Origin of the sequence: Streptomyces sp. DSM 40750 (assembly GCF_024612035.1) — a bacterium.
Taxonomy (GTDB): domain Bacteria; phylum Actinomycetota; class Actinomycetes; order Streptomycetales; family Streptomycetaceae; genus Streptomyces.
In genome coordinates this window covers 2245526-2259150 of sequence record NZ_CP102513.1, presented here as the reverse complement: position 1 = coordinate 2259150, position 13625 = coordinate 2245526, and the positions used below count along the sequence as shown (strand labels likewise).

Below are 13625 nucleotides of genomic sequence, written 5' to 3'. Positions count from 1 at the left end.
TGGGCACAGCCGACAGCGCCGGGTGCCGGTCAAACGTGGCCCAGGTGCGGCGCAGCGCCCGGCACACGCGAAACTGTCCCCATGAGTGATCGCACCGCCTCGTCGAACACCGTGTTGCTGCGCGGTGGAGAAGTCCACAGCCCCGCCGACCCGTTCGCCACCGCGATGGTCGTGGAACACGGCCAGATCGCCTGGGTCGGCTCCGAGGGCGCCGCCGACGCCTTCGCGGCCGGCGTCGACGAGGTGATCGACCTCGAAGGAGCCCTGGTCACCCCGGCGTTCACCGACGCCCATGTACACACCACCGCCACCGGCCTCGCGCTCACCGGCCTCGACCTCTCCGCGGCCCCCACCCTGGACGCCGCCCTCGTCCTCGTACGGGAATTCGCGGCGGCCCGCCCGGCCGACCGCGTCCTCCTCGGCCACGGCTGGGACGCCGCCCGCTGGCCCGGCGGCCGCCCGCCGACCCGCGCCGAACTCGACGAGGCCACCGGCGGCCGCCCGCTGTACCTCAGCCGGATCGACGTCCACTCGGCGGTCGTCACCACCGCCCTGCTCGACCTGGTCCCGGGCGCCGAAGCCTTCGAGGACGGCCCCCTCACCCGCGACGCCCACCACGCCGTACGCGCCACCGCGCTCGGCGCCATCACCCCCGCCCAGCGCACCGAGGCCCAACGGGCCGCCCTCACCCACGCCGCCTCGCTCGGGATCGGCTCGGTCCACGAGTGCGCGGGCCCGGACATCTCCTCCGAGGACGACTTCACCGAACTGCTCCGGCTCGCCGCCGAGGAGCCAGGCCCGCGCGTCGTCGGGTACTGGGCGGAGCGGGATGTGCGGAAGGCGCGCGACCTCGGGGCCGTCGGCGCCGCGGGCGACCTCTTCGTCGACGGTGCCCTCGGGTCGCACACGGCGTGTCTGCACGAGCCGTACGCCGACGCAGGGCACACCGGTACGGCGTACCTGGACGCGGATGCGGTCGCCGCCCATGTGGTCGCCTGTACCGAGGCGGGCCTCCAGGCGGGCTTCCACGCCATCGGGGACGCCGCGGTGACGTCGGTGGTCGAGGGGGTGCGCGCGGCCGCCGAGAAGGTCGGCCTGGCCCGTGTGCGGGCCGCCCGGCACCGCGTCGAGCATGCCGAGATGCTCACCCCCGAGACCGTCGCCGCCTTCGCCGAACTCGGCCTCACCGCCTCCGTCCAGCCCGCCTTCGACGCGCTGTGGGGCGGCGAGGAGGGCATGTACGCGCAGCGGCTGGGCGTCGACCGTGCCCGTACCCTCAACCCGTTCGCGGCCCTGCTGCGCGCCGGCGTACCGCTGGCCTTCGGCTCCGACAGCCCGGTCACTCCTCTCGATCCGTGGGGCACCGTCCGCGCGGCGGCCTTCCATCGCACGCCGGAACACCGGGTGTCCGTGCGCGCCGCGTTCACGGCGCACACGCGGGGCGGCTGGCGGGCGGTCGGACGGGACGACGCGGGCGTCCTCGTACCGGGCGCGCCGGCGGACTACGCGGTGTGGCGCACCGGCGAACTCGTCGTCCAGGCCCCCGACGACCGTGTCGCCCGCTGGTCCACCGACCCCCGTTCCGGCACCCCAGGCCTGCCCGATCTGAGCCCCGGCACCGACCTGCCCGTCTGCCTGCGGACCGTGGTCGGCGGACGGACGGTCTTCGTACGGCCGGGCGAGTGATCTCCTGGGGCCGCGCGGATCCGATCATGGCCCGCCGGTGCGCCGTGCGACCTGCGGGTCCTCCCCGCCGACCAGGCGTGTGAGGGAAAATCCGCAGGTCAAGCGGTGGTTGACAGTTGGCCGCAGGTGACGGGTAGGTTCTGCCGGGTCCACCACCGGACGTCCGACCGGGGAACTTCCGCGCGGTCGTCGAACGCCTCTGGGTCAGGGGTGGTGTGCCGCACCGGCGCACCGCCACTGGGAGCCAGGTCCAGGGCTCGCGCTCCGGCGAGGGAACGTTCCGGCTCGGTCGGGTAGGTGTGACCCGGGTGGGGCCCGGACGCTCAGTAGACAACGGCTTTCGGTCGACCCGCAGCCAGCGGGACCCAGGTCGGCCCGAAGGGCGTCGGGCCCCTATCCGCAGGCGGACGACAGCGGACGACATCTGGTGTCCTTTCCGTATTGGTACGGGATTCGTTCGGTGGCGGCGCACAGGCCACTCAGGGCGAGCTGCCGCACACCCCCTGTCGAATCAGCCCTCCTCCGGACACGAGCCGACACTCCATCGCAGGCCGTGGCCACTATGGTGGTCCCCTGCGTACGGACATGAAGGGGCAGCAGTGAACGACGGTGACGGGGCCCTCGCGGCGGAAGGCCAGGAGAGGCGGTTCGGCCCGCTCGGCACGGCCTTGGTGATCATCCCGACCTACAACGAGGCGGAGAACATCAAGGCGATCGTCGGCCGGGTGCGGAAGGCTGTTCCCGACGCGCACGTTCTGGTCGCCGACGACAACAGCCCCGACGGCACCGGCAAGCTCGCCGACGAACTGGCCGTAGGGGACGACCATGTCCAGGTGCTGCACCGCAAGGGCAAGGAAGGGCTCGGCGCCGCCTACCTCGCCGGCTTCCGCTGGGGCATGGAGAACGGCTACGGCGTACTGATCGAGATGGACGCCGACGGCTCCCACCAGCCCGAGGAGCTGCCCCGGCTGCTGACCGCGCTCAAGGGCGCCGACCTGGTCCTCGGTTCCCGCTGGGTGCCGGGCGGGCGCGTGGTGAACTGGCCCAAGTCCCGCGAGTACATCTCCCGCGGCGGCAGCCTCTACTCCCGTGTCCTGCTCGACGTCCCGGTCCGTGACGTCACCGGCGGCTACCGTGCCTTCCGCCGCGAGACCCTCGAAGGCCTCGGCCTCGACGAGGTCGCCTCCCAGGGCTACTGCTTCCAGGTCGACCTCGCCCGCCGCGCGATCAAGGCGGGCTATCACGTCGTCGAGGTGCCCATCACCTTCGTCGAGCGCGAACTGGGCGACTCCAAGATGAGCCGCGACATCCTCGTCGAGGCGCTGTGGCGGGTCACGGCGTGGGGTGTGGGGGAGCGGGTCGGCAAGGTCCTGGGGCGGGACGCCAAGGGGTCCGGGCAGGACAGCAGGACGTCAGGGCAGGACAAGCGGGGCTGATCATCCCCTTATCCCGTACTGAGCCGGGGCCAGGCACACTGGGGGCATGACGACTGGCGCTCCCACCCCGACGTACCCCGCACGGCCCCGGCGCTCCCGGCTGCGCACGTTCCTGCCGTTGGGTGTCGCCGCGTGGCTCGTGCTGGAGATCTGGCTGCTCACGGTGGTCGCGAGCGCGGCCGGCGGTCTGACCGTCTTCCTCGTCCTCGTCGCCGGATTCCTCCTCGGCTCCGCCGTGGTCAAGCGGGCCGGGCGCCGGGCGTTCCGGGCGCTGAGCGAGACGCTGCAACAGCAGCAGGGTGGTACGGCCGGTGCCGGTGCCGGTGCCGGCAAGAGTGAGGGCAATGGCTTCCTGATGCTGGGTGGTCTGCTGCTGATGCTGCCTGGGCTGGTCTCTGATGTGGTGGGGCTGGTGCTCTTGATTCCGCCGGTTCAGAGGGCGCTGGGGCGGTATGCCGAGCGGACCTTCGAGCGGAAGATTCGTGAGGCGGGTGGCGGGGCCTTCGGCGATGCCTTTCAGCAGGCGCGTATTCACCGGCCCGACGGCAAGGTCGTGCAGGGCGAGGTGATCCGTGATGATGCGGGGTCCGGTTCCGGTGACGCTCCGTCGGAGGGTCCGCGTCCGCCGCTGAACCGCTGAGGCGTTCTCTCGCCCCCGCCGCCCCTACCGATTCCCGCCCCAGGGGCTGCCGCCCCTTCGACCGCGCACGCCTTCCAGCTCGGGGGTGGGGGCTCGTTGGCACCCGCCCACTCACGACAGGCACCCCGTCCCTCATCCCTCTCCTAGCCCCAGCGAGCGGTCGCACGCAAAGACCGCGGGCGCCGTACATGAACGTACGGCGCCCGCGGTCTTTGATTTGTGCTGTGTTTTCCGCCCAGCCCCCGGAGGGGCTACGCGGACTTGCGGCTGTCTCGCGGATGTACCGCGATGTTCATCGCACCGGAGCGGAGGACCGCGAGGCGCTCTTCGAGGACCTCTTCGAGTTCCTCACGGGTGCGCCGCTCCATCAGCATGTCCCAATGTGTACGCGCGGGCTTGGCCTTCTTTTCCTCAGGGCCGTCGCCGTCCACCAGGAGTGCCTGGGCCCCGCAGACCTTGCACTCCCACTCCGGCGGGATCTCCGCCTCGACCGAGAAGGGCATCTCGAAGCGGTGCCCCTTCTCGCATGCGTACTCCACGGCCTGGCGCGGAGCCAAGTCGATGCCGCGGTCCGTCTCGTAGCTGGTCACCACGAGGCGCGTGCCGCGAAGAGCTCGCTCACTCATGAATCGTGCCTCCCGGGCTTGTCGCCCACAGGACAGGTGTCGCTGTCGTCGTCATCCGGTCAACGTCCGGTCGGCGGTAAAGATTCCCGTTCCGTGTCCCGTTCCGGGTCATGCGTCGCCGTCGTAGCCGCAGCCTTATTAACCAATTCAGTACCCACCGGCGCCCGGTTTGTCACATCTGACAGCAGATGTCACCCAGCGTTTCGGCATCTTTGACGCGCAGTAACGGTACGCCTGGCAGGCCAAACGCGTACACTACAGCTCTTTCGCTCCGGGTGCTAAATCCTGTCGGGTACGGGATTGCCCGCGTCGCTGATCGCCCGGCGCACCGGCACCCTCGCGAGCAGGGCGAATCCCAGGACGAAGAAGACGACCAGGGAGATGATCGCGTCCCGATAACTTCCGGTCAGCTGGTACGTCACACCGAACAGCAGGGGCCCCAGCCAGCTCATGCCGCGGTCGCTCATCTCGTACGCGGAGAAGTACTCGGCCTCCTTGCCGGGCGGTACCAGGTGGGAGAAGAGGGAGCGGGAGAGCGCCTGGCTGCCACCGAGGACCAGGCCGATTCCGGAGGCGAGTACGAAGAACCAGACGGGTGCTCCGGCCGGGAGGAAGTAGCCGGCGGCGAGGATCAGCGTCCAGGCGACCAGGGAGCCGAGGATCGTGCGCTTGGCGCCGTAGCGGCGGGACAGGCGGCCCATGCCGAGGGCGCCGCCCACCGCCAGGATCTGCACGAGCAGTACCGCCACGATGAGCGTCGACTGCTCCAGGTCGAGTTCCTCGGAGCCGTACACCGAGGCCTGGGAGATCACGGTCTGGATGCCGTCGTTGTAGATCAGATAGGCGAGGAGGAAGCCGAGGGTGAGTGGGTGGCGGCGCATGTCGCGGACGGTCGCCGCGAGCTGACGCAGGCCGGGGGCCGTGGTCTCCTGGGACTCTTCGGGCTCTCCTGCCGGGCTGCGGCGGTCGCGCAGGCGGCGCAGGGGGATGAGGGTGAAGGCGCCCCACCACAGGCCGGCTGAGGCCAGGCAGATGCGGACGGCCATGCCCTCGGAGACGCCGAAGGAGTCGTGGGCGGTGAACAGGATCAGGTTCGCGACCAGGACCAGCGAGCCCGCCGCGTAGCCGAAGGCCCAGCCCCGGGACGAGACCGCGTCGCGTTCCTCGGGGGGTGCGATCTGGGGCAGGTAGGAGTTGTAGAGCATCATCGCGACGGACTGCGCCGCGTTGGCGACGATCAGCAGGACGCCGCCGAGGACGTAACGGTCGCCGTCGAGGAAGAACATGCCCGCGGTCGCGGCGGCCCCGACATAGGCGGCCGCGCCGAGAAGGGGCTTCTTGCGGCCCGTGCGGTCGGCCGCCGCGCCCACCAGGGGCATGATCACGACGGCGAGGATCACCGACAGGGACACCGAGTACGCGAAGAAGGAGCCCGCGCGGACCGGTATGCCCAGCGGGTGCACGTAACCGTCCGCGTCGGCGGCGGACTTGGCGACCTCGGTCAGATAGGGGCCGAGGAACACGGTCAGGACGCTTGTCGAGTAGACGGAGCAGGCCCAGTCGTAGAAATACCAGCCGCGCTGTTCGCGCCGTCTGCCCGCGGCCTCGTCGGCCTCGTCCGTCCGCACGGTGTCGGTGCCCACCCGTGCCCCTCGCTTCCCCGTGAACGGGCCGCGCGAGGACGTCAGATCCAGGTCCCCCGGTCCTCAAGTACCTTGCGCAGCGTGTCGATGTGATCGGTCATGATGCCATCGACGCCCAGATCCAGGAGCCGGTGCATACGTTGCGGTTCGTTCACGGTCCACACATGGACGTGCAGCCCGCGCGCGTGAGCGGCGCGCACGAACCGGTGGTCGACCACCGGCACCCCGGACTGCGACTCCGGGACCTGCGCGGCGACCGCCGAGCGGCGCACCGTGGCGGGGACGCCCCAGGAGCGCAGCCGCAGCCCCAGGACGCCGCTCGTGCCGTACGAGGTGGCCAGGCGGGGGCCGGCGAGGCGCTGGGCGCGGGCGACCCGGGGCTCGGAGAAGGAGCCGACGCAGACGCGGTCCCAGGAGGCGGTGCGGGCGATCAGGTTGAGGAGAGGGTGGAGTGCGGGCTCCGCCTTGATGTCGACGTTCCAGCGGACGTCGGGGAAGGTTTCGAGGAGTTCCTCGAAGAGGGGGACCGGTTCGACACCCGCCACGCGCGCGTGCCGTATGTCCTTCCACGGCAGATCCGCTATCCGGCCCGCACCGTCGGTCATCCGGTCCAGGGTCGCGTCGTGGAAGGCGACCAGCTTGCCGTCGAGCGTCGCGTGCACATCGGTCTCGATGTAGCGGTAGCCCGACTCCACCGCCCGCCGGAACTGGGCCATGGTGTTCTCCAGGCCGTCCGCCGCCCCGCCCCGGTGGGCGAAGGCGATCGGGCCCGGATGGTCGAGGTAGGGGTGGCGTATGAGGGCGGTCACCCGGGCAGTATGGCCCGCTTCGATGGACCGGTGGCAACGACCGTGCTACCGGATTCCGAGGGGACGGCGAACACGCGCAGGAAGAGCTGGGCGAGCGGGCCGATGGACAGGGCGTAGAGGAGCGTGCCCACGCCGACCGTGCCGCCGAGGGCGAAACCGGTCGCCAGCACCGCCACCTCCACGGCCGTCCGCATCAGCCGGACCGAGTGGCCGGTACGCCGGTGCAGTCCTGTCATCAGGCCGTCGCGCGGGCCCGGGCCGAACCGGGCCGCGATGTAGAGGCCGGTCGCCACACCGTTGAGCACGATGCCGGCGATCAGGAGGGGAATCCGTACGGCCATGGTGTGTGCCTCGGGCACCGACGCCAGGGTGGCGTCCATCGCGATGCCGATCACGAAGACGTTGGAGACCGTGCCGAGGCCCGGGCGCTGGCGGAGCGGGATCCACAGGAGCAGCACCACCGCGCCCACGACGATCGACACCACGCCGATGGTCAGGCCGGTCAGCTCCGCCAGGCCCTGGTGCAGCACGCCCCAGGGCTCCAGGCCGAGCCCCGCCTCCACGAGGAGCGCCGAGCTGGCGCCGTACAGCGCGAGGCCGGTGTAGAGCTGGGTCAACCGTCGGCCAAGACGGCGCTGTGGGGGGTGCTGCGGGACCTGTTGCGGCTCGTGCTGTGCGGGCAAGACTCTCCCCCTGGTGGTGCCGGTGGACTGACGCATGACACTCTGTGGCTTGGGTGGAGATGTCATCCATGGCCAATTCGGGGAAGGTGGACTGGGAATCATGGCGCAGTGGACTTCGGCGGTCGGTGCGGCACAGCTCGCGCGGCTGCTCACCTCGCAGCAGGAGCGCCCCGCCGGTCCCGGCACGCGCCGCCCGCCCGCCTACCGCGCGCTCGCCGACGGGATCCGTTTGCTGGTGCTGGAGGGCAGGGTGCCCGTGGCCGCCCGGCTGCCCGCGGAGCGCGAGCTGGCGCTGGCCCTCTCCGTCAGCCGTACGACGGTCGCGGCGGCCTACGAGGCGTTGCGTACGGAGGGGTTCCTGGAGTCCCGGCGGGGAGCGGGCAGTTGGACCGCCGTACCGGCCGGAAAGCCGTTGCCCGCGCGTGGGCTCGAGCCGCTGCCGCCCGAGGCGCTCGGCTCGATGATCGACCTCGGGTGCGCGGCGCTGCCCGCACCCGAGCCCTGGCTCACCCGGGCCGTGCAGGGCGCGCTGGAGGAGCTGCCGCCGTACGCCCATACGCACGGCGACTATCCGGCCGGGCTGCCCGCCCTCCGGTCCATGCTCGCCGACCGCTACACGGCGCGCGGGATCCCGACCATGCCCGAGCAGATCATGGTGACCACAGGAGCCATGGGCGCCATGGATGCCATCTGTCATCTCTTCGCGGGGCGCGGTGAGCGGATCGCGGTGGAGTCGCCGTCGTACGCCAACATCCTGCAGTTGATGAGGGAGGCGGGGGCCCGGCTGGTGTCGGTCGCCATGGCCGACGGGCTCGCCGGGTGGGACATGGACCGGTGGCGGCAGGTCCTGCGCGACGCCGCGCCGCGGCTCGCGTATGTCGTCGCCGACTTCCACAACCCGACCGGCGCGCTCGCCGACGACGACCGGCGGCGGGGGCTCGTCGACGCGGCCCGGGGCGCCGGGACGGTGCTCGTCGCCGACGAGACCATGAGCGAGCTGCATCTCGATGACGAGGTGGCGATGCCGCGGCCTGTGTGTGCCTTCGACCCGGCGGGGTCCACGGTCATCACGGTCGGGTCGGCCAGCAAGGCGTTCTGGGCGGGCATGCGGATCGGCTGGGTGCGGGCCGCGCCCGATGTGATCCGGAGTCTCGTCGCGGCGCGGGCGTACGCGGATCTGGGGACGCCCGTGTTGGAGCAGTTGGCCGTGAACTGGCTGATGAGTACGGGGGGTTGGGCGCAGGCCGTGGGGATTCGGCGGGAGCAGGCACGGGGGAACCGGGACGCGCTTGTCGCCGCGGTGCGTCGGGAGCTGCCCGACTGGGAGTTCTCGGAGCCTCGGGGCGGGTTGACCCTGTGGGTGCGTACGGGGGGTCTGTCGGGGTCGCGGCTCGCGGAGATGGGGGAGCGGGTGGGGGTTCGGGTGCCGTCCGGGCCTCGGTTCGGTGTCGATGGGGCCTTCGAGGGATATGTCCGGCTGCCGTTCACGGTGGGCGGCGCGGTCGCTGATGAGGCGGCTGTGCGGTTGGCCGCGGCGGCGCGGTTGGTGCGGGACGGGGCGTCGGGTGGAGGCGAGGGGCCGCGGACGTTTGTGGCGTGAACGCTGACGGGAAGCAGCCGTCTCGGCGGCGCGCATGCCAGCGGCTGACTACGGCGGGGAGCAGCCGTCTCGTTTCGGTGTGATGGCCCGCAGTGGGGACCGCTGGGCGGTCACTGCTCCGGCGGCATGACTGCCGTAGCCGGGGCGGCCGGGCGGGTGCCGGTCCCGCGGCGCGGCTGCCTGCGGATACGTCGGCTGTGATGGCTCGCTGTGTGCGGCTGTGATGCCTTCCGGCCGGCGCCTCAGCTGTCGGCCACCACTGCCTTCGTCGTGATGGAGTCCGCCGGGGTCGTGTGGGGCGGGAGGAGGGACAGGACTGCCTGGCGGTGGGGCTCGGGGGTGTTTTCGTCGCAGGGGTCGGGGGTGGCCGGGACCTGGAGGCGGAGGGTGGGTGTGGGGCCCAGGCGGGCGTAGCCGCGGCCTGGGGGGACGTCCGGGGTGGGGGTGGTGGGGGGTGGGGCGCCCAGGACCGATTCCACTTGGTCGGCCGAGGCCGGGCCCAGGACCACGCGGGCGCGGGTGTGCTGGCGTACCGCGTCCGTGAGGGTGTCGAGGTGGTCGAACTGTTCGGTGACCACCACGGTGACGTTGGCCGCGCGGCCGTGGCGGAGGGGGACCTGGAGGAGGGACTGCGGATCGCGTTGGCCGTCGGCCGTGGCCAGATGGGTGAGCGCGCTCGGGCGGTCGAGGAGGAGCCAGAGGGGGCGGCCGACGTCGTCCGGTGCGGGGTGGCCCGCCTGGCGGGCGCGGTTGGTGGCGATCAGCCGGCGTTCCGTCTCCTGGGACGCCCACTCCAGGCTCGCCAGCGCCCCGGAGAGGCCGCATTCCACGGCCAGGACCCCGTCGCGGCCGGTCAGGCACGCGTACTCGCCGCTGCCGCCGCCCTCGACGATGACGATGTCGCCGTGCTGGAGGGCCTGGAGGGCGATCGAGCGGAGGAGGGTGGTCGTGCCGCTGCCCGGTTCACCCACGGCCAGCAGGTGCGGTTCGGTGGAGCGGACGCCGGTGCGCCAGACGACCGGCGGTACGTCGCGCTGTTCCTCTCCGGAAGAGACGGGGAGGGTGCGCTGGACGTCGGTCGCGTCGGTGAAGCCGAGGACCGTCTCGCCCGGCGCCGTCACGAACCGCTGGGCGGCGATGTCGGTGGCGAGCGGCGCGAGGACGGTGACCGTGAGTTCGTTGCCCTCCTCGTCCCAGCCGAAGCGGTACTCGCGGCCGCGACCCGCCTTGGTGTGCAGCAGCTGCTCGATGCGCGCGCGGGCCTCGGCCTCGCCGTCCGTGAAGTACGCCGGGTAGCGGATCAGCAGATGGCTGACGCGGCCGGTGCCGTCGAACGCGTATGTCGGGAAGGCCTTGTCCCAGGCGCCGCCGTAGGCATACAGGGGCTCGGGGTCCTCGGCGGCCGAGAAGTACGGGACCAGTGCCTCGTAGAGGGAGCGCAGGCGCTGGGTCTGGGAGTCGTCCGGGCCGGTGGACTTCTCGGTGGCGCCGTCGCGGCCCGCCCAGGCTGCCGCCGCCATCAGGGCGATGGCGGCGAGCAGCGGGCCGTACGGCACCAGGGTCACGACCAGGACGACCGAGGCCGCCAGGAAGAGCAGTGACCCGCGCCGGTCCTTCGGGGTCTCGGCCCATCTGCGCCGCCCGGCCGCCGCCAGCCGGCGCAGTCCACGTGTGATCGTGATCAGCGGCTGGAGGACGTCGGTGGCGCCGTCGGCCGCTGTCCGGGCCAGCTCCCGGCTCCTGGCGAGGTGTGCGCTGCCGCTGCTCAGAATGCGGGGGAGGGGGGCCCGGGCCACGGCTGTCTCCTGGGGGTGCGTGCGGATGGGGACGGGATCAGAACTTGATCCCACCGAGGAGGCTCGCGAGGCTCTCGCCGCCCGCCGTGATGCTCGGGGCGATGCCCGTACTGGCGAGGTAGAAGCCGAAGAGGGTGACCACGATGGCGTGCGACGCCTTGAGGCCGTCCTTGCGGAAGAACAGGAAGACGATGACGCCGAGCAGGACGACGCCTGAGATGTTGAGGATCATTTGGGCTCTCCTGGTTGATGGGGACAGTCACCATGAGTACTTCCAAGGTCACAGCATGTATCCATACGATAAAAGGTGCAACTGGGTGAAATTCATCTGATTTCATCTGGGTGGCCGAATCGGCGTTGGGCCGTCCGGGCTGGGCTGTTGCGCTCGGCCGGACTCGATGTGATCTTTGCCTCGGCTCTGTCCGCGCATGGGCGCGAGGAGCCAGTACCCTGGCGATTCACCCGTACGGCGGCAGCGTTCGCCGTCGTACGCTCCTGATGCACGACTGCTCATAGCTTCAAGCGCGTATGTGAGAGGTGGTCCCGGCGATGAGCGAAGCCCCCGACCAGGAGGTCGTGGAGCTGGCGACCAAGATCTTCGATCTGGCCCGGCGGGGCGAGACCGAGGCGCTCGTGGCGTACGTCGACGCGGGTGTTCCGGCCGACCTCACCAATGACCGCGGTGACTCGCTCGTGATGCTCGCCGCGTACCACGGCCACGCCGACACGGTACGGGCCCTCCTGGCCCGGGGCGGTGAGGCCGACCGCGTCAACGACCGAGGCCAGACTCCCCTCGCCGGGGCGGTTTTCAAGGGCGAGGAGAGCGTCATCCGGGTCCTTCTGGACGCCGGGGCCGATCCGCTCACGGGCACTCCGAACGCGGTCGACACCGCCCGGATGTTCGGCAGGACCGAACTGCTCGAACTGTTCGCAGCACACTGATCAACATGTTCTGACCAGGTAAAACACGAAAGACGGGGGAGGCGGTACGGGGCCGCCGGATATTTCGGTCGCGGCAGGAAGAACCGCCGGGTCATCATGACGTCGTGATTCACGGACATGATGGCTGGGCAGGTGTTGCCGCACCGCGTGGGCCGTGATGCGGTCCACATGGGCCACCGACGAGAGGCAGAGGAAGATGGTCTACAGCAAGCAAGAGACGGCGGGCGCCCCGACGTGTTGTCACGCGGCCAGGTAATGCACGATCCCCGGTTGCGTCGACGCTTGATGTGAGGCTGTTTCCCATGTTCGAACCGGTCATAGCGCCCAGCGGTACGCTGCTCGGCCTGCTGCAGCGGGGCCGCGGCGACGGCACCCTGCACGCGCTCACCGCCCCGCGGGCCGAGGCGCTCGCGGCACTGAACCACTGTGTGCTGAGCGACCCCCGCCACGACTGGCAGGTGGAGAACCGCTCCCTGTACTACGCCCGTCTCCATCTCGACCTGGGCGGCGAACTCGACGAGATCGAGCGGCACCTCTTCGACGCCGAGGACGTGCTGGACACCGACGAGTCACGCACCGGGCTGGCCCTCGCGGTCCTCGGGCACCTCGCCTCCTACGGCAGGCGGGACGCGCTCGAACTGCTCCGCAGGTACGCCGCCGTGGGCACCAGCTGGGCCTGGGCCCTCGACGAGCTGGCCCTCAGGGACGACGACGAAGGGCTGCGCGCCCTCGCCGAACCCGTCCTGGCCCGCTTCACCACCGACCCGGAGGGCGAGGCCGAACTGGCCGCCGCCGTCCGCGACGCCTTCGAACCGCGGCCCTGGCGATTGTGGGCCGACGATCCCCGGGAGGCGATCGCCACACGCGTGCGTGCCGCCCAGGAGACCGGCTGTTTCGACCGCTGGCAGCGGCAGATGCGACCAAGTGGGCCCCGGCCGGGGTGGAGCGTCAAGGCCGTGTTCGAGTGGGCCCAGCAGGGCATCGAACGCGGAGCCGTCCTCCATGTGCCGGCCGCCCGGTGTCTCACGGCCGTCGCCGGTCCCGAGGACCGGCCCGAGATCCTTCAGGCCGCCCGATTCGGTGACGACGGCGCCCGCTGCACCGCCCTTCGCTACCTCGCCGACGGCAACGATCCCGACGCCCTCGACCTGATCGAGGGCGCCGTGACCGACGGGACGACGATGGTCGTGGAGGCCGCCGTCGCCGCCTTCGAACGGATGCGCAGCATGGCAGCCGTCGACCGGGCACGCGGCTGGGTGCACCGGCCCGACCCGCTGGGCGCCGCCGCCGGACGCATGCTCGCCTGTCTCGGCGCGGCCAAGGACAGCGACCTGGTGCTGGGCGCGCTGCGGGAGGCCGTACGCGGGGAAGGGCCCGACGCGCCGACCCTGTGGACGCTCGTCGACGGCGCCGGCCGCCTGGGCATCGCCTGCGCCGCGCCCGTCCTGCGCCACATCTACCGCGAGACCGCCTCCTCCCACCTACGCGGCCGCGCCGCCCGCGCGCTCGCCGCCACCGACCCCTCCTTCCCGGCCGGCTTCGCCGTCGAGTGCCTCTGGGACTGTGAGGAGACCACCCGCGAGATCGCCGCCCGGTACGCCGAGACGGGGGATGCGCGAGTCGTCGACCAACTTCGCCGACTGGCCGCCGACCCGGCCGAGGAGGCCGAGGTCCAGACAGCCGTACGCAGCCGAATCGGTCCTGACATGCCCGCAGTGTGAACATCGGGTGACTCGGAGGTCAGGAGGGCATGGACGCGGCCTG

Annotated in this window: 12 protein-coding genes; 6 read left to right on the top strand and 6 right to left on the bottom strand. The window is 71.5% G+C overall.

Annotated features, from left to right (window positions below; translation table 11 throughout):
* Positions 1-81 precede the first annotated feature (81 nt).
* The 3 genes from JIX55_RS10060 (at position 82) to fxsA (ending at position 3762) form a co-directional block, all read left to right on the top strand.
* Positions 82-1686, top strand: a complete 1605-nt coding sequence (locus tag JIX55_RS10060; protein ID WP_257562962.1) for an amidohydrolase — start codon at positions 82-84, stop codon at positions 1684-1686.
* Between the two features lie 599 nt (positions 1687-2285).
* The gene (locus JIX55_RS10055) at positions 2286-3122 is read left to right on the top strand and encodes a polyprenol monophosphomannose synthase (RefSeq protein WP_257562961.1); all 837 of its coding nucleotides are present in this window, start codon (positions 2286-2288) and stop codon (positions 3120-3122) included.
* Between the two features lie 46 nt (positions 3123-3168).
* A complete protein-coding gene (gene fxsA, locus JIX55_RS10050; protein WP_257562960.1) occupies positions 3169-3762 on the top strand; it encodes an FxsA family membrane protein in 594 nt (197 codons plus the stop codon).
* 251 nt (positions 3763-4013) lie between these two features.
* Here the strand turns inward: fxsA and JIX55_RS10045 are convergent, their stop codons facing one another.
* From JIX55_RS10045 to yczE, 4 genes are all read right to left on the bottom strand, one after another.
* Positions 4014-4388, bottom strand: a complete 375-nt coding sequence (locus JIX55_RS10045; RefSeq protein WP_003977404.1) for an RNA polymerase-binding protein RbpA — start codon at positions 4386-4388, stop codon at positions 4014-4016.
* Positions 4389-4666: 278 nt separating this feature from the next.
* Positions 4667-6031: an MFS transporter gene (locus JIX55_RS10040; RefSeq protein ID WP_257562959.1), complete on the bottom strand. Its 1365-nt coding sequence runs from the start codon at positions 6029-6031 to the stop codon at positions 4667-4669.
* A 41-nt stretch (positions 6032-6072) separates the two neighbouring features.
* On the bottom strand, positions 6073-6840 hold the full coding sequence (locus JIX55_RS10035; protein WP_257562958.1) for a glycerophosphodiester phosphodiesterase: 768 nt from the start codon (positions 6838-6840) through the stop codon (positions 6073-6075).
* Positions 6837-7559 carry a membrane protein YczE gene (yczE, locus tag JIX55_RS10030; protein ID WP_257562957.1) on the bottom strand — a complete coding sequence of 241 codons (723 nt, stop codon included), beginning with the start codon at positions 7557-7559 and terminating at the stop codon, positions 6837-6839. The genes JIX55_RS10035 and yczE overlap by 4 nt, the downstream gene beginning before the upstream one ends.
* Before the next feature lie 64 nt (positions 7560-7623).
* On the opposite strand from yczE, the gene JIX55_RS10025 reads away from it, so the two are divergent.
* Positions 7624-9123: an SCO1417 family MocR-like transcription factor gene (locus JIX55_RS10025; RefSeq protein WP_257562956.1), complete on the top strand. Its 1500-nt coding sequence runs from the start codon at positions 7624-7626 to the stop codon at positions 9121-9123.
* Positions 9124-9365: 242 nt separating this feature from the next.
* Here JIX55_RS10025 and JIX55_RS10020 read toward each other — a convergent pair whose 3' ends face one another.
* Together JIX55_RS10020 and JIX55_RS10015 are read right to left on the bottom strand one after the other, a co-directional pair.
* A complete protein-coding gene (locus tag JIX55_RS10020) occupies positions 9366-10919 on the bottom strand; it encodes a hypothetical protein (protein WP_257562955.1) in 1554 nt (517 codons plus the stop codon).
* A gap of 37 nt (positions 10920-10956) precedes the next feature.
* Positions 10957-11151, bottom strand: a complete 195-nt coding sequence (locus JIX55_RS10015; RefSeq protein ID WP_055540730.1) for a hypothetical protein — start codon at positions 11149-11151, stop codon at positions 10957-10959.
* A gap of 317 nt (positions 11152-11468) precedes the next feature.
* Between JIX55_RS10015 and JIX55_RS10010 the strand changes: the two genes are divergently transcribed.
* Together JIX55_RS10010 and JIX55_RS10005 are read left to right on the top strand one after the other, a co-directional pair.
* The gene (locus JIX55_RS10010; protein WP_257562954.1) at positions 11469-11861 is read left to right on the top strand and encodes an ankyrin repeat domain-containing protein; all 393 of its coding nucleotides are present in this window, start codon (positions 11469-11471) and stop codon (positions 11859-11861) included.
* A 302-nt stretch (positions 11862-12163) separates the two neighbouring features.
* On the top strand, positions 12164-13582 hold the full coding sequence (locus tag JIX55_RS10005) for a HEAT repeat domain-containing protein (RefSeq protein WP_257562953.1): 1419 nt from the start codon (positions 12164-12166) through the stop codon (positions 13580-13582).
* Positions 13583-13625 lie beyond the last annotated feature (43 nt).